Source organism: Sulfitobacter sp. L-8, assembly GCF_056859255.1.
In genome coordinates this window covers 618,912-636,832 of record NZ_JBSXOD010000053.1, presented here as the reverse complement: position 1 = coordinate 636,832, position 17,921 = coordinate 618,912, and the positions used below count along the sequence as shown (strand labels likewise).

The window sequence follows — 17,921 nt, the reverse complement described above, 5'->3', positions numbered from 1 at the left end:
CGATCAGGGCCAACCCATTTTCGGGCAGGTTCAGCTTAACAAGCCTAGCGTCGTCGCAAGATATGACGTGGAGAATTGATCATGAAGGACGGTTTATTGAAAATTCAGCATTTTGCAAAGTATAATTTCCCGTGCTGCTGTCTTTTGGTGACGGTAAAAGGCGCAGGTGCATGCCACCATGTGGTTTTCCGCGGTCGTTTGCCTGTCCATGGCTTCAATCTCTGCTTCGCGCCTTGCACCCAAGCTGTCAGTGATTAGTATAGGGACTTGAGAATTTTCCAAGGCGGTCCGGTATGGGGCCGCTTTTTAGCTGAGGACGCCAAATGTCTTGGACCGATGACCGCGTAGAGATCTTGAAGAAAATGTGGGGCGAAGGCCAGTCGGCCAGCCAGATCGCCAAGGAATTGGGTGGCGTGACGCGCAATGCCGTGATTGGCAAGGTGCACCGACTGGGTCTGTCCAATCGTACCGCTGCCGGAGCCGCCGCGGCTCCCGCTCCTACGCCTCCCAAGGCGGAGCCCAAACCAAAGCCGGCCGCAAAGGCTGCCCCAAAAGCCACTAATGTGCCCGAGCCTGAGGCGGCGGCACCAGCGCCCCGGCCCAACTTGCCTGCACGGGCCAAGATAATCCCGGCTGGACAGCCTTTGCCTCCGCAACCTTCTGCAAATGAAATCAGCCCCGAAGCCTTGGCGAAGGTGAGCGAAGTTGAAAAGAAGTCAAAGAAGATCGGATTGATGGATTTGACCGAACGCACCTGCAAATGGCCAGTCGGCGACCCTGCCACTGAAGATTTCTGGTTTTGCGGCCTTCCGGTGCAACAGGGCAAACCCTATTGCGAGGCCCACGTGGGCGTCGCCTTCCAACCGATGAGCGCCCGCCGCGACCGCCGCCGCTAACCCGCAACGGACACCAGTTAGACGAAAGGCCGGACAGTGATGTCTGGCCTTTTTCGTATCAACCCGTCGGCACAGGGGGTGGATCGTCCCTGCCGGGCTCTGCCGGATTTTCCGAGAACAGCGCGATCTTGTTACCTTCGGGATCACGCAGGTAGCTGACGTAGAAGCGCGGACCATAGGTGGCGCGAAACCCCGGTTGCCCTTCATCGCTACCGCCCGCGGCGAGCGCAGCGGCGTGCAACGCGCGCACCTGTGCCTGACCGGTTGCTTGGAACGCGACCATGGATCCGTTGCCACCGGAAGCCGGCGCGCCATCAAAGGTCGGTTTGACGTAGAAATCCGCCAAGGCGGCGGGCTGCCCCGTAGCCTTCGGCAGTACAAAGCTCAGGCCCTCGGGACCTTCGGTCAACGCATAGCCCAAGGCAGGCAGGAAAGCGGAATAGAAGCGTTTGGCGCGTGCAAGGTCGTCGGCCCCGACGGTGACATAGGCGATCATACGAAACCTCTCCTACCCCGCTGCTGTTTTCCCACGCCGATCACCGCGCAGGTGCGCATAAAGCACATGGGTGCGCCAACGGCCATCAATCTGCAAATAGCTTTGCGCGACGCCTTCGTATTTGAAGCCGGTCTTTTCCAGCAACCCGCGTGAAGCGATGTTCTCGGGCAGGCAGGCGGCTTCGACCCGGCTTAGATCAAGGCGCGTGAAGGCATAGTGAACGGTCGCTTCGATGGCTTCGCGCATGTAGCCACGGCGACTGAAGGGTTCGCCTGTCCAATAGCCGAGCGTCCCTGCTTGCGATGGCCCACGGCGGATGTTGTCGAGGGTGATCGCACCGATAAGCATGTTGTCGTTGCGCCGTATCAGAAACAACGGCAACGCCGTACCACCCGACACCGAACGATTTGCCCAATAGACACGGTTCGTGAACGCCTTGCGAGACAGATGGTCGCTGGCCCAGGACGGTTCCCACGGGCTGAGGTATTCAATGCTGTCGGAGCGCAGCGTCGCCCACGATCTGAAATCTGCGTGCAGTGGCGGACGCAGCGTCAACCTCTCGGTTTCGATCGCCACCTTTCGTTTGAGCAGCTGCATCAGGCGGCGCGACGCTCCTGAATTTCCTGCAAGGTAGGGGCCGCTTCGACCGGGCCATAAAGCGCCAGTGCCGCCGGAGCTGTTTCGGCAATGTTCTGGGCAAAGTCGCGTACGTCACCGGTCGTGACCGCGTCGATTTGCGCGATCGTCTCCTCGATCGGTGGAATGCGGTCCCATATCTGGATCAGACGCGCCAACCTTTCGGCGCGGTTCGACGGGCTTTCCAGCCCCATCAGCAGGCCGGCCTTCATCTGGGCGCGTGCCCGCGCCACTTCGGCGGGGGACATGTCGGAGGCAGCGCGTTTCATCTCGTCTATGGTGATACCGGCCAGTTCAGGCAACTGTTCGCCGCTGGTACCAGCATAGATTGTCATCATGCCAGTGTCCGCATAGGCACCGGCCTGCGCAAAGATCGTGTAACAGAGGCCACGGTTCTCACGAATCTCTTGGAAAAGACGACTGGACATACCACCGCCAAGCGCCGACGCGTATATCTGTGCGACATATATGTCATCCGCCCGGTATCCCGGAGATTCGAAACCCAGCGCAAAATGCGCTTGCTCAAGCGGTTTCAACTGGCGTACTTCGCCGCCACTGAAGCGGGCGGCATCCACATCGAACATGGGCTTTGGTGTCATGTCACCGAACATCTGTTCTGCGAGGCGCACGATTTCGTCGTGGTCTACGGCCCCGGCCGCCGCAAGGATCATCTGTTCGGGTCCATAATGCTGTCCGATAAAATCGGATAGATCGGTGCGGGTAAATTTCGACACTCGTTCAGAAGGGCCAAGAATGGTGCGACCGATCGGCTGATCCGGATAGGCCTTTTCCTGAAGCCAATCAAAAATCACATCATCAGGAGTGTCGAGCGCCTGGCCGATTTCTTGCAAAATTACCCCACGCTCCACTTCCATCTCACCGTTATCAAGCAACGGATTCCGCAGGATGTCAGCTATGACGTCGAGCCCGAGCGCCACGTCGTTTTCCAGCACACGGACGTAGTAGGCTGTCACCTCTCGCGAGGTATATGCATTTATATAGCCCCCCACGTCTTCGATCGCCTCGGCGATTTGAAGCGACGTGCGCTTGGTCGTCCCCTTGAATGCCATATGTTCAAGAAAATGAGCGATGCCGTTTTGTTTGGCCGCCTCGTGGCGGGCACCTGCTGTTACCCAGACACCGATAGAAGCAGATGCCAGCCCCGGCATCTTTTCGGTCACTACGCGAAAGCCATTGGACAGGCGATGTTGTTGCAGGCTCACTGGGCGATGCCCCCCTTGATGATATCTTTTAGCGATGCAAGATCATTGGAAACACGGGTTACGCGTTCGTCGCGGTCGAAAAGATCAGCCATATGATCGGGCAGTGGCGGGCGTACCCCGGTTGCTGCCTCGACCGCATCTGGAAACTTTGCAGGATGCGCTGTCGCCAAGGTGATCATGGGCGTAGCAGGATCGCGCAACGCCTGCGCGACCCGTACCCCGATAGCAGAATGCGGACACAGCAATTCGCCGGTGTTGGCATAAAATTCCTTGATGGTGGCGCTGGTTTCCTCTTCGGAGACGCGGCCAGATTTATAGGTATCTTGCAGGCTGCGCAAAACGTTGTCGCCAAGATCGAACCCACCGTTGGCCAGATCATCCATTAACGCGCGGGTCGCGTCGCTGTCCTGACCTTGGGCGAAATACAACGCGCGTTCAAAATTGGAGCTGACCTGAATATCCATCGAGGGGCTGATTGACGCATGCACCGCGCCCTTGTGGTACGCGCCCGTCGTAAGGCACCGGTGCAAGATATCATTCTGGTTCGTGGCAATCACAAGGTCTGCGATCGGCAACCCCATTTCCCGTGCAATATAGCCGGCGAAAATATCACCGAAGTTGCCGGTGGGGACGGTAAAGCTTACCTTGCGGTCACACGCGCCCATGCTGAGAGCAGCAGTAAAATAATAGACGACCTGCGCCAGCACCCGCCCCCAATTGATACTGTTAACACCCGCCAAACGAACCGCGTCGCGAAAGTCGTGGTCGTTGAACATATCCTTGAGACGCGCCTGGCAATCATCGAAATCGCCATCCATCGCCAAGGCATGCACGTTACTTTCCACAGGCGTTGTCATCTGGCGGCGCTGCACGTCGGACACGCGGCCATGCGGGAACAGGATAAACACGTCAACATTGTCGAGCCCGCGAAACGCTTCGATCGCTGCCGAACCCGTATCACCCGAGGTGGCCCCGACGATGGTCACACGTTCGCCCTTGCGCGAAAGCACCGCCTGAAACATCTGCCCGATCAACTGCATCGCAAAATCTTTGAAGGCCAGCGTCGGCCCATGAAAGAGCTCAAGAAGAAAGTGCCCCTGGTCAAGCTGCACCAGCGGCGCGCGTACCACGTGGTTGAATCCGGAATAGGCCTTGTCGATCAAGGCTGTGAATTCGGTATCAGTAAACGTATCGCCGATGAAGGGGCGCATTACCTTAAAAGCTACGTCCTCGTATGACATGGTCGCCATGTCTGCCAAATCTTTATCGCTGAACCTTGGGATGGTTTCGGGTACGTATAGCCCCCCATCGCGGGCAAGACCGGTCAGCAACGCGTCTTCAAAAGATAAAACAGGGGCGGAACCACGGGTGGAGATATAGCGCATAAGGTTGTTCAGCTTTCGGCTTTGGGGGCGCGACGGCGGCGCAAGAAAAACAGGCTCATGCCAAGCCAGATGGCGGCAAGAGAGAACCAAGTGATGGCATATTGCAAGTGGTCATTGGGAATTCGGCTGGTATCAACCGGTAACGGACTGATATCGTTGTCTGCCGGGGTGCTGAAGCGGGCAACAAGCAGGATTGGCAAAGTTTGCAGCGTCTGCGCCATCGCCGGGACGTCGCGCGCGAACCAGATATTTTCGGCGAGATCCGGAGCCGGCGTGAACCCGTCGGTTTCCTGCGGCCACTGAAGGTTGCCGGTGATCGACGCGGGCCCGCCAGCGCGTTCATTATCCTTGTCGGCAGCGATGGCGAACCCACGGTCCACCAATATCCGCCGCCCGTCATTCAGCTGTAATGGCGTGATGATCCGGTAACCTGCTCCCACGTCCTTTTTCGACACAAGCACGTGGATTTCCTCGTCGTCCAACAAACCTGATACGGTGACCGGTAGGTACGCGTCGGCGGTCGCGTCTATCGCCTGAGGCAGATCCACGGGCGCGGCGGCGATACGGGCGTTGATGTCAGAAATGATCGCTTGTTTCCATGCAAGCCGCTGGACCTGCCACAGGCCAAGCGCAATCAGGATCGAAGCTCCACCAAGGCCGATAATCAGCAAAAATAGCGTACGACGCATGAGAAACTCTTGAGATTTGTACCCTGTGCCGGGTGGCGACAATGTAAAGGCGCGCAAGGTTCCCCTTACGCGCCTGAAGCTTTTAGTGAATACGCCACGGTTTGCAAGGCGTCGGGGATGCTTAAATGCCCCACATGTAGACGGCAAAGAACAAGAACAGCCATACTACGTCGACAAAGTGCCAATACCAGGCTGCTGCCTCGAATCCGACGTGCTGTTCAGGGGTGAAGTGACCCTTGATCGCGCGGACCAGACAAACGGCCAGGAAGATCGTACCGATGATCACGTGGAAGCCGTGGAAGCCTGTCGCCATAAAGAAGCTAGAGAAGAACAGGTCGCCACCGAAGGTCCAGTCATCGTGGACCAGCAGTTCATAATACTCATACGCCTGGAAAGCCGTAAACATCATGCCCAATACGATTGCGATGCTAAGCCCCGCAATCAGGTCCTTGCGATTGTTTTCGTGAACCAGCGCATGGTGGGCCCAGGTCACGGCACAGCCTGACAAAAGCAGTATCAGCGTGTTGATCAACGGCAGGTGAAAGGCATCAACCGGGATGATGTCGGGCTGAACATAGGTTGAACCCGGAAACGCGCTCATCGGATACAGCGCTTCTTTGAAGAAGGTCCAGAACCAAGCGACAAAGAACATCACTTCGGACATGATGAACAGGATGAAACCATAACGCAGGCCGATGCGCACGACCGGAGTATGGTCGCCAACCTTGCTTTCCGCGACCACTTCGGACCACCAGCCAAACATGCAATACAGCACAGCCGCAAGCCCGCCTAGGAAGACGTATGGCGTGATATCGTGCATCCAGAATACAATGCCGGCAAGCATGATCACGCCACCAAGCGCACTGAGCAAAGGCCATGTGGATGGCGTTAGAATATGATAGTCATGATTTTTTTCATGAGCCATGGGTTTAGTCCCTCACCTTTTACTTAATTCAGGTTTATTTTTTCGTCCTGATCAAGGGCCGCATATCCCTCGGGCAGGTCAATTTCATAGAACGTATAAGATAGTGTGATCGTATGTACATACTTGCCATCACGGTCATTGACGATTTCGGGGTCGACGAAAAATGTTACCGGCATTTTCACGCGTTCGCCCGGGGCAAGCACCTGTTCGGTGAAGCAAAAGCATTCGATCTTTTCAAAGAATGCGCCGGCTGCATAAGGCGTAACATTATATGCAGCCTGTCCCGCCACGGGGCGATCGGTAGGGTTGTAGGCCTCGTAATATGCAAGCCCCGTTTCGCCGATGCGAAGTTTCATTTCATTCACCACGGGCTTGAATTCCCACGGCATGCCGCCATTCAAACTGCCGTCAAAGCGAACTGTTATGGTCTGATCCAGGATTTCGCTTGATTCCGCGCTGACCTGGCCCGGTGTCCCGCCAAAGCCGGTGACACTACAGAACCAGTTATAAAACGGTACGGATGCCCAAGCCAGCCCGCCCATCAGCACGACGACGGACACGGTTTGCAGCACCGTTTTGGTAGGACCTGACATTGCCATTACTTGGTCTCCTGCGTCTGGATAGCCCCGCCCGGCAAATTGTTAAAATCGATGTTGGTGATTTTGACATAGGTCAGCGCCATCACGAGCAGAACAAAACCGCCAAGCATCAAACCGATGCCCAGATTGCGGCCCCTGCGTCGTGTGTGAAGCTCATGCTCTGCCCGAATGCTCATGCCCATCCTCCTAAACCGTATGACCGTAGGGTTGCTTCGACCAAAATCGCGCCGAAATGCAAGAACAGATACCATAGAGACAGACGGAAAAACTTGCGTTCGACTTGAAAGTTGTCCGCTTCGCTATCGTCTTCGTCGCGCTGCCAGATGCGGATCGCCCCGAGAAGGAACATCCCGTTCAATATGGCAGAGGTGACCAGATAGATTGGCCCGCCGATCGCCGTGAAACCGGTGCCGACCGCCAAGATAACCAGCAAAACCGTGTAGCCGAGGATATGACGACGGGTGGCGCGGCGACCGTGAGTGACTGTCAGCATGGGGACCTTGGCATCGTCATAGTCATTGCGCATAAACAGTGCCAGCGCCCAGAAATGCGGCGGGGTCCACATGAAAATCAAGGCGAACATCAACCAAGCCTCGATCGAAAAACTGCCGGTGGCGATAATCCAGCCGATCACAGGGGGAAACGCCCCTGCGGCACCCCCGATAACGATGTTTTGCGGCGTCGCCCTCTTGAGCCACATGCTGTAAAACACCGCATAAAAAAGGATGGTGAACAAAAGCATGCCCGCGGCGAGCAGGTTTGCGGCAAGCCCCAACATCATGACGGACAGACCCGACAGGGCAACACCGATCGCCAACGCTTCCTTCGGCTGCACCCGTCCCGATGGAATAGGACGGTTCTGGGTACGCCGCATAATGGCGTCGATGTCGGCATCCCACCACATGTTCAAAGCACCAGATGCCCCTGCCCCGATCGCAACGAACAAAATCGACGCAAAGCCAACGATCGGGTGCACTGAAACAGGTGCCGCCAACATGCCCACGACAGCGGTGAAAACCACGAGCTGCATAACGCGGGGCTTCAGCAACGCAAAATAGTCGCCCAGCTGTGCCTCGTATTCGCCTGCCGGAGTGGTGCTCATGTCAGTCATGCCAGATCTCGCAAAAAGATAAATTGGGGCGTGACCCTCACGCCCCAATACAAAATAGTTGGTATTACTTCGACGCGACGGTCAAAGTTTGGGGGATGCCCGCATACTCAGCCTTGGCTTTTCCAAGCCACTCGGCATAGGCCGCTTCGGACACCACCTTGACAGTAATGGGCATGTACGCATGCGCGTTGCCGCAAAGCTCCGAGCATTGCCCAAAGTAAATGCCTTCCTTCTCAGCGGTAAACCACGTTTCAGCCAAGCGACCGGGCACGGCATCTTGCTTTACGCCGAACGCCGGCATCGCCCAGGCGTGGATAACGTCGGAACCAGTCACCTGTACCACAATTGTTTTGCCAACGGGAATCACAACCGCGGTATCTGTCGCCAGCAGGAACTGCTGCTCGGTGTAACCAGCGGCTTCCAATTGGGCGACAACTTCTGGTGTCTTGCGGTTGTCACCGCCAACCGCAGGTGCGCCGATCATGTAGCTGTCAAAGCCGAACCCTTCGTCAACGTACTCATATGTCCAGTACCACTGATTCCCGGTGGCCTTGATCGTGATATCCGCCTGTGGGATCTCTTGCTGACGAAACAGGATCGGAAGCGAATAAGCACCGATCAGCACCAGGATCAGGATGGGCACGATGGTCCACGCGATCTCTACCGGAGTGTGGTGGGTAAACTTAGCGGCCACCGGGTTACGCTTTTTGTTGTAGCGGAAAGCAACCCAAAGGATCAGGCCGGTCACCAGCAACGTTATCAGCGTGATGATCACAAGAATCAGATGGTCGAGGTCATGGATGTCTTGTGCAACCCGTGTAACGGCAGGCTGAAAGCCCGTCTTGCCGTCAACAGGCTGGCCAATGATTTCCAACCCGTCCACGCGAAGATTCTCTTGCGCCCATGCAGGCACGGTAGAAAAAGCGGCCATGAGACCCGAAAAAGTGAGAAGATGTTTCATATGTCGTCCTGATCTTGTGACCATTGATAAGCGAATCTCGACCTTACAGCCAAAGAGAAGCCGCGGTGCCGTTGTAATCTTTACGCTTACAATCATATTCTAACTTCAAGATAAAGACTTCTGCTTGCGTCAAACGGACGCGAAGCGCTTTTTATGACACGTTTCGAGGAACATTTTGATGAGCCAGCCGCCCTTCAACCCTTTTGAGGCGAGTCTTGATCGCGACACCGCTCTCAAAATTCTACGCGGCGCAGTCGCGGGTGCCGATGACGGAGAGCTGTTTTTCGAGCGGCGGCGCTCTGAAGGGCTGATGTTTGATGACGGAAGGCTCAAGACCGCCAGTTACGACGCGTCCCAAGGTTTCGGCCTGCGGGCAGTCCGTGGCGAAGTCGCCGGTTACGCGCATTCATCCGAGATCACCGAAGCCGCCTTGCGCCGCGCCAGTGAAACCGCGCGACTGGCGGTGGGGGACGGGGGCGGCACCTGGGCGGATGCACCCGCCGCGACCAATCAGCGGCTTTATACCGATGAGGACCCGATCGCCGGGGCGGCCTTTCCTGTCAAGATCGAAACCCTGCGCGACATCGACGCGTTCGCCCGCAGCCTGGACAGTCGGGTCGTACAAGTTTCCGCTTCGATCTCTGCGTCGATACAGGAGGTCGAAATCTTGCGCCCCGAGGGCATTTCCGTCACCGACATACGTCCGATGACCCGGGTCAATGTATCGGTCATTGTCGAACAGAACGGACGTCGCGAAAGCGGTTCGGCCGGAGGCGGCGGCAGGGTCGGCTTGAACGGTCTGCTGGAAAGCGCCGACTGGCAGGCCAAGACACGCGAAGCATTGCGCATCGCCTGCGTGAACCTGGAGGCTGTTCCGGCCCCGGCGGGCGTGATGGATGTTGTGCTTGGCCCTGGCTGGCCGGGCATCCTGTTGCATGAAGCTATCGGTCACGGGCTTGAGGGAGATTTTAACCGCAAGGGATCAAGCGCATTCGCCGGCCTGATGGGGCAGCAAATCGCCGCAAAAGGCGTGACCGTGCTGGATGATGGCACAATTCCCGACCGGCGGGGATCAATTACCGTGGATGACGAAGGCACCCCTTCCGCCAAAAACGTGCTTATCGAAGACGGCGTGCTGGTCGGCTATATGCAGGATAGACAGAATGCACGGCTGATGGGAGTGAAACCCACCGGTAACGGTCGTCGGGAATCGTATGCTCATATTCCGATGCCGCGGATGACCAATACTTATATGTTGGGTGGCCAGATCACCCCCGGCGACATCGTGGCTGACCTGAAGGACGGCATTTATGCCGTGGGGTTCGGTGGAGGTCAGGTCGACATTACCAACGGAAAATTCGTATTCTCGTGTACCGAAGCGTATCGCGTCCGGAATGGGGTGGTCGGGGAACCGGTAAAGGGTGCGACACTGATCGGTGACGGTGCGACCGCGCTCAAGCAGATACGCGCCATCGGAAACGATCCCGCATTGGACCCGGGAATGGGCAATTGTGGCAAGGCCGGGCAATGGGTGCCAGTCGGCGTCGGCCAGCCCACATTGATGATCGGTGGATTGACCGTTGGCGGGGCCGCGGCTTAGTTTTCCGCATCCGGCCGTCTTGCGATACAACCCAAGCCACGGGTCCGGGTTATATGCGGCGATCAACTGAGGGCGGTCGGCGTAAGGCCGGCTATTTGAGGCAAATAGGCTGCATATCATTCATGCGTTGTTAACCAGGTCGATCTATATCTGAATCTGCAACGGATGGAGACCCGGGGAATGACTGACAAGGATTACAATCCTTCTTCCTGTACCCCCCCAATCCCACCCACCTCGGAAGATGAAAGTTTTGCCCGCCTCCGTCTGTTGCGTTCGCGGCGCGTCGGCATCGCGACCTATAACCGCTTGCTTGCCGAACATGGATCGGCGCGGCGTGCGCTTGCCGAGCTTCCCTCGATCGCACGTGCGGCAGGTGTCTTGAATTACGAGACCTGTCCCGAGGCCGTGGTCTATGCCGAGATGCGCGCGGCAAAGACAGTGGGCGCGCGTCTGGTCATACAGGGTTCGTCGGATTATCCGCAGACTCTGAACGATCTTAGCGATGCGCCTCCGATGCTCTGGATCATTGGTGATGCAACACTGCTGAACCGGCCGACAGTGTCTCTGGTGGGGGCGCGAAATGCGTCGTCGCTGGGGACTCGCATGGCCAAAGCCTTGGCGCGCGGGCTTGGCGAGGCGGGATATATCGTTGTCTCGGGGCTCGCGCGGGGAGTTGATGCCGCCGCGCACCTTGCCGCCCTGCCCACCGGCACCATTGCCGTTCAAGCAGGTGGCGTTGACATAATGTACCCTGTCGAAAATACCCGGCTAGCGGAGGACATAGCAAAACAGGGTCTACGTATTTCCGAACAGCCCGTTGGCCTGCAACCGATGGCGCGGCATTTCCCCAGCCGCAACCGGATCATTGCCGGTCTAGGCCAGGCCACGGTCATCGTCGAGGCCGCCGCGAGGTCCGGCAGCCTTATTACTGCACGCGATGCCCTGGATCAAGGGCGCGAGGTGTTGGCCGTACCGGGGCATCCGTTTGATGCGCGTGCCGCCGGATGCAACATGTTGATCCGCGACGGCGCGACGTTGGTGCGTCATGTCGCAGATGTGATCGAGGTTTTAGAACCTCTCCATCCGGAGCGAGGCCACGACGCCCGGCAAAGACGGTCGGACAGCCCACCGCGGCCCGAGCCCGACTTGCACGAGACAGACGCGCTTCACAGCCGCATCCTGTCGCGGCTGGGTCCCAGTCCGGTTGCGGAAGACCAGCTTATCCGTGACCTAGAGCTGGCACCTGCATCGGTGACTGCCGTGCTTGTGGAGCTTGAGCTGAACGGCCATGTGCTCAGGCAATCGGGCGGGCTGATATCGCGGGTCAACTGATCGGGATCGGGTCTTCAGCCATGTTGCCGGGGGCCAGCCCCCGCCCCGGATTTTATCCGGGTCTCCCCCGGGATTTTCAGCCATTTGGAAGTGGTGTTCTGGGTTGGGTTGACGACGTGGGGACATGGGCGGGTTCGAGAAATTGCCGTGCCGGGTCCGGGTTTATTGCGGGATGATCCGGCGCTGCGGCATTGACAAAACACACTGATCGCCACATGTCACAGCACAAGCCACGCAATTTCAGTTGATCCAGGGTGCGGAAATTTATGCCAGTTGTTGTTGTCGAATCGCCCGCTAAGGCCAAAACGATCAACTCGTACCTAGGTAGTGACTACACCGTTCTGGCGTCTTATGGGCACGTGCGCGATCTCCCCCCCAAGGACGGATCCGTGGACCCGGACAACGGGTTCGACATGACGTGGGAGATTGCTGCTGCCAGCAAGAAGCATGTCAAAGCCATCGCTGACGCTCTCAAGGACGACAATGCGCTGATACTCGCGACGGACCCTGACCGCGAAGGTGAAGCCATAAGCTGGCATTTGCAGGAGGCGCTTACCAAGCGAAAGTCGATCAAGAAAGATACGCCGGTCAGCCGTGTGGTATTCAATGCGATTACCAAGACCGCCGTTACCGAGGCGATGAAAAACCCGCGGCAGGTAGACATGCCGTTGGTCGAGGCTTATCTGGCGCGGCGCGCGCTCGACTATCTGGTGGGCTTTAATCTTTCACCGGTTTTGTGGCGCAAACTGCCCGGGGCAAAGTCGGCGGGCCGGGTTCAATCCGTGACACTGCGGTTGATCGTCGAGCGCGAGATGGAAATCGAAGCCTTTCGCAACCGTGAATACTGGAGCGTGAAAGCGTTAGTCGCCACACCGCGCGGGCAGGAATTCGAAGCCCGGTTGGTGACGCTGGCCGGCAAGAAGCTGGACCGGTTTGATTTGGCGAACGAAACGCAGGCCGAGATGGCTGTGCAGGCGATCACCAGCCGTGACTTGACCGTGACAAGCGTCGAAGCGAAACCCGCCAGCCGCAACCCGTCCGCCCCCTTCATGACGTCGACCCTGCAGCAGGAAGCCAGCCGCAAACTGGGAATGGGGGCTCGGCAAACAATGAGCACCGCTCAGCGGCTTTATGAGGCCGGACACATTACATACATGCGAACCGATGGCATTGATATGGCACCCGAGGCGATGACGATGGCTCGGGACGCGATCAAGGACAGATTTGGAGCGGAATACGTTCCTTCGGCACCGCGTATCTATAAGAACAAGGCGAAAAACGCGCAAGAGGCGCATGAATGTATCCGGCCGACAGACATGGCAAAGGATGCAGATGCGCTTAAGCTAGGGGAAGCGGATCAACGCAAGTTGTATGATCTGATCTGGAAACGGACGCTGGCGTGCCAGATGGAGAGCGCGCGGCTGGAACGCACCACCGTAGAGATTGGCAGCAAGGATGAACAGGTCGGGCTGCGCGCCACAGGTCAGGTCGTGCAGTTCGACGGGTTTCTGCGCGTCTATGAAGAAGGCCGTGACGATGTGGTGGATGAAGACGACAAACGCCTGCCGCAGATCCATGAAGGTGACAAGATGGACAAGCGTTCTGTTACCCCAGAGCAGCATTTCACCCAGCCGCCGCCACGCTATACAGAAGCGACCCTGGTCAAGCGGATGGAAGAATTGGGCATCGGCCGTCCCTCTACGTATGCCAGTGTCGTTACCACGATTCAGGATCGTGAATATGTGCGCAAGGAAGGCAACCGTCTGTTCCCCGAGGATAAGGGCCGTTTGGTGACGGCGTTCCTCGAGAACTACTTCCGCAAATATGTGGGCTATGATTTCACCGCCGATCTGGAAAACCAGCTTGATAAGGTGAGCGCGGCGGATGCCGATTATAAGGATGTGCTTGGCCGGTTCTGGCAGGATTTCTCGGCTGCGATCGCGGAAACAGCCGATCTGCGCATCACCGAGGTGCTGGAAAAGATCAACGAGGTGTTGGAACCGCATCTGTTCCCGCCGAATGAAGACGGCAGCGACCCGCGTCTGTGCCCAAACTGCGAAATCGGGCGTCTGTCGATGCGCACGGCACGGTCCGGCGGGGCGTTCATAGGGTGCTCGAACTATCCGGAATGTCGCTATACGCGACCGTTTGGCCCGCCCGATCCCGAAGCGGAGGCGTCGGCGATTCCCCCTGATGGCAAGCTGTTGGGCGAGGATCAGGGCGATGAAATTCGCGTATTCAAAGGGCGCTTCGGTCCGTACGTGCAGCGCGGCCCCGTCACCGAAGACAACAAGAAACCGCCGCGGCAGTCGGTACCCAAGGACTGGCCTGCAGAAGAATTGGAGCTGGAACGGGCGCTGTTGCTATTGTCCCTGCCCCGCGAGATTGGCCCGCATCCCGAAGACGGGGTCATGGTCTGGGCCAATATTGGTCGCTATGGCCCCTACATCAAACACGCGGATAGCACGTCGGATCGGGGTGGTACCAATGCCAACCTCGAGAGTCTTGACGAAGTGTTTAGCGTCGGCATGAATCGAGCCGTCCAACTGCTTGCCGAAAAGGTCGCCAGCCGGGGTGGCCGTGGCAAAGCCGCCAAGCCAATTCGCGAGATGGGCGAACACCCTGATCAGGGCGGGGCTGTAAACATCATGGAAGGTAAATACGGCCCCTACGTGAAGTGGGAAAAGGTCAACGCCACCATACCAAAAGAGATCGAGCCGGCAGATCTGTCGATGGAGCAAGCGGTCGAGCTGATCGAGGAAAAGTTGGCGAAATCTCCGGCCAAACGCAAGGCGGCCGCAAAAAAGCCCGCTGCCAAGAAAGCTACGGCCAAAAAGTCCACGACAAAGGCCGCTGCGCCGAAAAAGACCGCGGCCAAGAAACCTGCGGCGAAAAAAGCGCCCGCAAAAAATGCGACAACCAAAAAGGCGACCGCAAAATCGGCGGACTGAGGCGGTAACGTGGCGATTGCGGACATATCAGCGCATTTCATGTAACCGCCGTACACTGGTGGTATCCCCCCGAATTATAGCGCTGCAGCGCTATAATTCCACGCCGACATGCCCCCCCCGGGTGCAAAACGGTCACCTTTTTGCGTTGCAGGGGTCGAGAGAATCCATTGCCGGTGCTTTGCTTTTGCAACCATATTTGACACCCGAGTAACGTGGCGTCATAGAAGTCGTATGCATAAGGTATGATGGGGCGCGAGGCCTCTTTCGAAAGGAGCCGGAATGAAGAAAATCTATGGAAGTGCCGCCGAGGCATTGGACGGTGTGCTAAAGGACGGCATGCTGATCGCCGCGGGGGGCTTTGGCCTGTGCGGCATCCCGGAATTGCTACTGAGCGCCATTCGTGATGCAGGCACCAAAGATCTGACCTTTGCGTCGAATAATGCTGGCGTAGATGATTTCGGCATCGGCATCTTGTTGCAAACCAAGCAGGTCAAAAAGATGATCAGCTCGTATGTTGGTGAGAATAAAGAATTCATGCGCCAATATCTTGGCGGCGAGCTTGAGCTTGAGTTCAACCCTCAGGGCACCCTGGCCGAGCGTATGCGCGCCGGTGGGGCGGGCATACCGGGATTTTACACGAAAACCGGCGTCGGTACCGTCATTGCCGAGGGTAAAGAGCACAAGGATTTCGACGGCGAGACCTATATTCTGGAACGCGGTATCGTCGCGGATCTTGCGATTGTCAAAGCGTGGAAAGCTGACGACACCGGCAACCTCGTGTTCCGTAAAACGGCACGCAACTTCAACCCTCCCGCGGCGATGTGTGGCAAAATATGTATCGCCGAGGTCGAAGAAATCGTGCCACGGGGCTCGTTGGGTGGCGACGCTATCCACCTGCCCGGCATATATGTGCACCGTATTATCCAAGGTGAGCATGAAAAACGCATCGAACAGCGTACAGTGAGGACTGCATAATGGCTTGGGATCGCAATCAAATGGCCGCACGCGCAGCGCAAGAGCTGCAAGATGGTTGGTATGTTAACCTGGGCATCGGCATTCCCACGCTGGTATCGAACTACATCCCCGACGGGATGGACGTGACGCTGCAATCTGAGAACGGCATGCTGGGCATGGGTGCATTCCCAATCGACGGGGAAGAAGACGCCGACCTGATCAACGCCGGCAAGCAAACCATCACCGAACTTGAGCGTACTTCATACTTTGATAGCGCAATGTCGTTTGGCATGATCCGGGGCGGCAAAATCGCCATGGCGATACTTGGCGCAATGGAGGTCGCGGAAAACGGGGATCTGGCCAACTGGATGATTCCGGGAAAGCTTGTCAAAGGCATGGGCGGTGCCATGGATCTGGTGGCGGGTGTAGGCCGCGTCGTGGTCGTGATGGATCACACCAGCAAACATGGTGACAGCAAGGTTCTGAAGGAATGTACGTTACCGCTGACCGGCAAGGCCGTGGTTGACCGGATCATCACCAATCTGGGCGTGATGGACGTGGTCGAAGGCGGGCTTAAAATCGTCGAATGCGCCGAGGGCGTCACCGAGGAAGAGCTTCGTGCCGCGACGGAGGCGACTCTTATCTGATCTGATGCTGCAAAGCCGGATCATAGCGGCGCGGCCTCGATGGGCCGCGCCGTTTGCGTTCAAGGTGCGGGCCTTGTACCAACTACCGTGCCTGATCCGGACGGCGCGCTTAGTTCATCGCGACGAAGACGCAGCCGTCTGATATAAGTTCCGGTGGCGTCTGACAAAGCCCTTTGGCAACTTGGAACGCCGCCAATACCTTGGGTACATAATCGCGGGTTTCCGCAAAAGGCGGCACACCGGCGTGTTTGCGGACTGTTCCCTCGCCGGCATTATACCCCGCCAGCACCAGTATGGGGTCCCGGTCGAACTCGCCCATCAACCAATCAAGATATTTCACGCCGCCGGCAATGTTCTGTTGCGCGGCAAAGCTGTCCTTGACCCCAAATCGCGCTGCCGTGTCCGGCATCAATTGCATCAACCCTTGGGCACCGGCACCGCTGACCGCATCGGCGCGCCCGGCTGATTCAACGCTGATCACCGCCAGTACCAACGCAGGAGACACTTGTGTGCCGATGGTTGAACGCAAGATATCAATGCCGTTGGCCCTGGCGATCTCTTGCATCTGCTGCATTCGCGGCGCGGGTACCTTGGTGTTGGCGGTTGCCAAAGTCGTCATGGCAACTTCAAGCCTTCCAGGTCCGGATTTGTCGACGGCGGGGGATACCCTTTCCCAAAACCAATCGTATTGGCCCGGAGCCAGAGGCACGATGGCACCGGATGCGGTGGCTACCACATCTGGCACGGCCATGACCTTTGGTTCGATGAATACATTGATCCGGTTGGTGCTGCCGGGCTGTGGCGGTTTCACACGTTTCGCCTCGAATGTTGGAAAGGGTTTGGGCGCTTCAGCCCAAAGCACGGACCCTGCCAACGCCCCCGCTACCAGAGAAACGGTGATTAATCGAAACATCGCTGCCTGCTTTTCAGTGTTTTTTTACTGCTCTTGATCGGGAATATCACATGATTCAGCGTAGTCGCCTAGCGAATCCTCAGTCCGATCATGGCGATTTTGCCTTATTTGCCACGCTTTCGCGGTGAAATATGTAAAAAGACCGCGCAGAAAGCAGAAATTACCTCATATTTAACAGCACCATACCTGTGACTGAGCAAAGAAAATTAGCAAAATGTAAAATGTCCAGCTTCCTGCCAAAATCATGCCCCAATCCACAGGCTATATAGCGCCATACCAAGTCGAACAGGCGTTTAGTGAGAGTACAGCGTCAGACGTAAGACCCGGTTGACCAGAAACACTTCATGATCCTTGGAGGGACATACCATGATTAACTTTATCAAAAACTTCAGCAAAGATGAATCCGGTGCTGTGACAGTTGACTGGGTTGTTTTGACTGCCGCCGTAGTTGGCCTGGCCGTTGCTGCATACAGCTCGATCGAAACTGGCGCAAAAAGCCTGACAAGCGACACGGCGACCTACATGACAGGCAAAAAGCCTACATAATAGCTTTCGGCTATTCATCTGAACATTATTGGCCGCATTCTGCACGACAGGGTGCGG

At 57.2% G+C, this 17,921-nt stretch carries 18 protein-coding genes; 7 read left to right on the top strand and 11 right to left on the bottom strand.

Annotated features, from left to right (window positions below):
- Window positions 1-323: 323 nt before the first annotated feature.
- On the top strand, window positions 324-896 hold the full coding sequence (locus tag AC13DE_RS16390) for a GcrA family cell cycle regulator (protein WP_483048422.1): 573 nt from the start codon (window positions 324-326) through the stop codon (window positions 894-896).
- 58 nt (window positions 897-954) lie between these two features.
- On the opposite strand, the gene AC13DE_RS16385 is transcribed toward AC13DE_RS16390, so the two are convergent.
- The 10 genes from AC13DE_RS16385 to coxB form a co-directional block, all read right to left on the bottom strand.
- On the bottom strand, window positions 955-1,392 hold the full coding sequence (locus AC13DE_RS16385; RefSeq protein ID WP_483048421.1) for a VOC family protein: 438 nt from the start codon (window positions 1,390-1,392) through the stop codon (window positions 955-957).
- A 12-nt stretch (window positions 1,393-1,404) separates the two neighbouring features.
- Window positions 1,405-1,989 (bottom strand): GNAT family N-acetyltransferase, encoded by a 585-nt coding sequence (locus AC13DE_RS16380; RefSeq protein ID WP_446296881.1) that lies wholly within the window; start codon window positions 1,987-1,989, stop codon window positions 1,405-1,407.
- The gene (locus AC13DE_RS16375; RefSeq protein WP_446313529.1) at window positions 1,989-3,251 is read right to left on the bottom strand and encodes a M16 family metallopeptidase; all 1,263 of its coding nucleotides are present in this window, start codon (window positions 3,249-3,251) and stop codon (window positions 1,989-1,991) included. The genes AC13DE_RS16380 and AC13DE_RS16375 overlap by 1 nt, the downstream gene beginning before the upstream one ends.
- Complete coding sequence (thrC, locus tag AC13DE_RS16370) at window positions 3,248-4,636, bottom strand: threonine synthase (RefSeq protein ID WP_446296879.1); 1,389 nt, start codon at window positions 4,634-4,636, stop codon at window positions 3,248-3,250. The genes AC13DE_RS16375 and thrC overlap by 4 nt, the downstream gene beginning before the upstream one ends.
- Window positions 4,637-4,644: 8 nt before the next feature.
- Window positions 4,645-5,325, bottom strand: coding sequence for an SURF1 family protein (locus AC13DE_RS16365; protein ID WP_446296878.1), 681 nt, complete (start codon window positions 5,323-5,325; stop codon window positions 4,645-4,647).
- Window positions 5,326-5,446: 121 nt separating this feature from the next.
- The gene (locus AC13DE_RS16360) at window positions 5,447-6,250 is read right to left on the bottom strand and encodes a cytochrome c oxidase subunit 3 (RefSeq protein ID WP_446313532.1); all 804 of its coding nucleotides are present in this window, start codon (window positions 6,248-6,250) and stop codon (window positions 5,447-5,449) included.
- A gap of 23 nt (window positions 6,251-6,273) precedes the next feature.
- Window positions 6,274-6,849, bottom strand: coding sequence for a cytochrome c oxidase assembly protein (locus AC13DE_RS16355; RefSeq protein WP_446313533.1), 576 nt, complete (start codon window positions 6,847-6,849; stop codon window positions 6,274-6,276).
- Window positions 6,849-7,025: a cytochrome C oxidase assembly protein gene (locus AC13DE_RS16350; protein ID WP_446296875.1), complete on the bottom strand. Its 177-nt coding sequence runs from the start codon at window positions 7,023-7,025 to the stop codon at window positions 6,849-6,851. The genes AC13DE_RS16355 and AC13DE_RS16350 overlap by 1 nt, the downstream gene beginning before the upstream one ends.
- On the bottom strand, window positions 7,022-7,960 hold the full coding sequence (cyoE, locus tag AC13DE_RS16345) for a heme o synthase (protein WP_483048420.1): 939 nt from the start codon (window positions 7,958-7,960) through the stop codon (window positions 7,022-7,024). Before cyoE ends, AC13DE_RS16350 begins: the two co-directional genes overlap by 4 nt.
- Window positions 7,961-8,024: 64 nt before the next feature.
- Window positions 8,025-8,921 carry a cytochrome c oxidase subunit II gene (gene coxB / locus AC13DE_RS16340; RefSeq protein ID WP_446313535.1) on the bottom strand — a complete coding sequence of 299 codons (897 nt, stop codon included), beginning with the start codon at window positions 8,919-8,921 and terminating at the stop codon, window positions 8,025-8,027.
- Window positions 8,922-9,099: 178 nt separating this feature from the next.
- On the opposite strand from coxB, the gene tldD reads away from it, so the two are divergent.
- From tldD to AC13DE_RS16315, 5 genes are all read left to right on the top strand, one after another.
- Window positions 9,100-10,521, top strand: coding sequence for a metalloprotease TldD (gene tldD, locus AC13DE_RS16335; RefSeq protein ID WP_483048419.1), 1,422 nt, complete (start codon window positions 9,100-9,102; stop codon window positions 10,519-10,521).
- 180 nt (window positions 10,522-10,701) lie between these two features.
- Entirely contained in the window at window positions 10,702-11,853 is a 1,152-nt protein-coding gene (gene dprA, locus AC13DE_RS16330; protein ID WP_483048418.1) for a DNA-processing protein DprA, read from the top strand.
- 266 nt (window positions 11,854-12,119) lie between these two features.
- Complete coding sequence (topA, locus tag AC13DE_RS16325) at window positions 12,120-14,804, top strand: type I DNA topoisomerase (RefSeq protein WP_483048417.1); 2,685 nt, start codon at window positions 12,120-12,122, stop codon at window positions 14,802-14,804.
- 279 nt (window positions 14,805-15,083) lie between these two features.
- Window positions 15,084-15,779: a CoA transferase subunit A gene (locus AC13DE_RS16320; RefSeq protein WP_446296869.1), complete on the top strand. Its 696-nt coding sequence runs from the start codon at window positions 15,084-15,086 to the stop codon at window positions 15,777-15,779.
- Window positions 15,779-16,405 (top strand): 3-oxoacid CoA-transferase subunit B, encoded by a 627-nt coding sequence (locus AC13DE_RS16315; RefSeq protein ID WP_446296868.1) that lies wholly within the window; start codon window positions 15,779-15,781, stop codon window positions 16,403-16,405. Before AC13DE_RS16320 ends, AC13DE_RS16315 begins: the two co-directional genes overlap by 1 nt.
- Window positions 16,406-16,514: 109 nt before the next feature.
- Here AC13DE_RS16315 and AC13DE_RS16310 read toward each other — a convergent pair whose 3' ends face one another.
- Entirely contained in the window at window positions 16,515-17,318 is an 804-nt protein-coding gene (locus tag AC13DE_RS16310) for a lytic transglycosylase domain-containing protein (protein WP_446313539.1), read from the bottom strand.
- A gap of 366 nt (window positions 17,319-17,684) precedes the next feature.
- Here AC13DE_RS16310 and AC13DE_RS16305 point away from each other — a divergent pair, with 366 nt between their 5' ends.
- Entirely contained in the window at window positions 17,685-17,864 is a 180-nt protein-coding gene (locus AC13DE_RS16305; RefSeq protein WP_446296866.1) for a hypothetical protein, read from the top strand.
- Window positions 17,865-17,921 lie beyond the last annotated feature (57 nt).

Coding starts and splice junctions, on each gene's coding strand:
- AC13DE_RS16390 (WP_483048422.1), top strand. CDS start 324: ATGTCTTGGACCGATGACCGCGTAGAGATCTTGAAGAAAATGTGGGGC.
- AC13DE_RS16385 (WP_483048421.1), bottom strand. CDS start 1,392: ATGATCGCCTATGTCACCGTCGGGGCCGACGACCTTGCACGCGCCAAA.
- AC13DE_RS16380 (WP_446296881.1), bottom strand. CDS start 1,989: ATGCAGCTGCTCAAACGAAAGGTGGCGATCGAAACCGAGAGGTTGACG.
- thrC (WP_446296879.1), bottom strand. CDS start 4,636: ATGCGCTATATCTCCACCCGTGGTTCCGCCCCTGTTTTATCTTTTGAA.
- AC13DE_RS16365 (WP_446296878.1), bottom strand. CDS start 5,325: ATGCGTCGTACGCTATTTTTGCTGATTATCGGCCTTGGTGGAGCTTCG.
- AC13DE_RS16360 (WP_446313532.1), bottom strand. CDS start 6,250: ATGGCTCATGAAAAAAATCATGACTATCATATTCTAACGCCATCCACA.
- AC13DE_RS16355 (WP_446313533.1), bottom strand. CDS start 6,849: ATGGCAATGTCAGGTCCTACCAAAACGGTGCTGCAAACCGTGTCCGTC.
- AC13DE_RS16350 (WP_446296875.1), bottom strand. CDS start 7,025: ATGAGCATTCGGGCAGAGCATGAGCTTCACACACGACGCAGGGGCCGC.
- cyoE (WP_483048420.1), bottom strand. CDS start 7,960: ATGACTGACATGAGCACCACTCCGGCAGGCGAATACGAGGCACAGCTG.
- coxB (WP_446313535.1), bottom strand. CDS start 8,921: ATGAAACATCTTCTCACTTTTTCGGGTCTCATGGCCGCTTTTTCTACC.
- tldD (WP_483048419.1), top strand. CDS start 9,100: ATGAGCCAGCCGCCCTTCAACCCTTTTGAGGCGAGTCTTGATCGCGAC.
- dprA (WP_483048418.1), top strand. CDS start 10,702: ATGACTGACAAGGATTACAATCCTTCTTCCTGTACCCCCCCAATCCCA.
- topA (WP_483048417.1), top strand. CDS start 12,120: ATGCCAGTTGTTGTTGTCGAATCGCCCGCTAAGGCCAAAACGATCAAC.
- AC13DE_RS16320 (WP_446296869.1), top strand. CDS start 15,084: ATGAAGAAAATCTATGGAAGTGCCGCCGAGGCATTGGACGGTGTGCTA.
- AC13DE_RS16315 (WP_446296868.1), top strand. CDS start 15,779: ATGGCTTGGGATCGCAATCAAATGGCCGCACGCGCAGCGCAAGAGCTG.
- AC13DE_RS16310 (WP_446313539.1), bottom strand. CDS start 17,318: ATGTTTCGATTAATCACCGTTTCTCTGGTAGCGGGGGCGTTGGCAGGG.
- AC13DE_RS16305 (WP_446296866.1), top strand. CDS start 17,685: ATGATTAACTTTATCAAAAACTTCAGCAAAGATGAATCCGGTGCTGTG.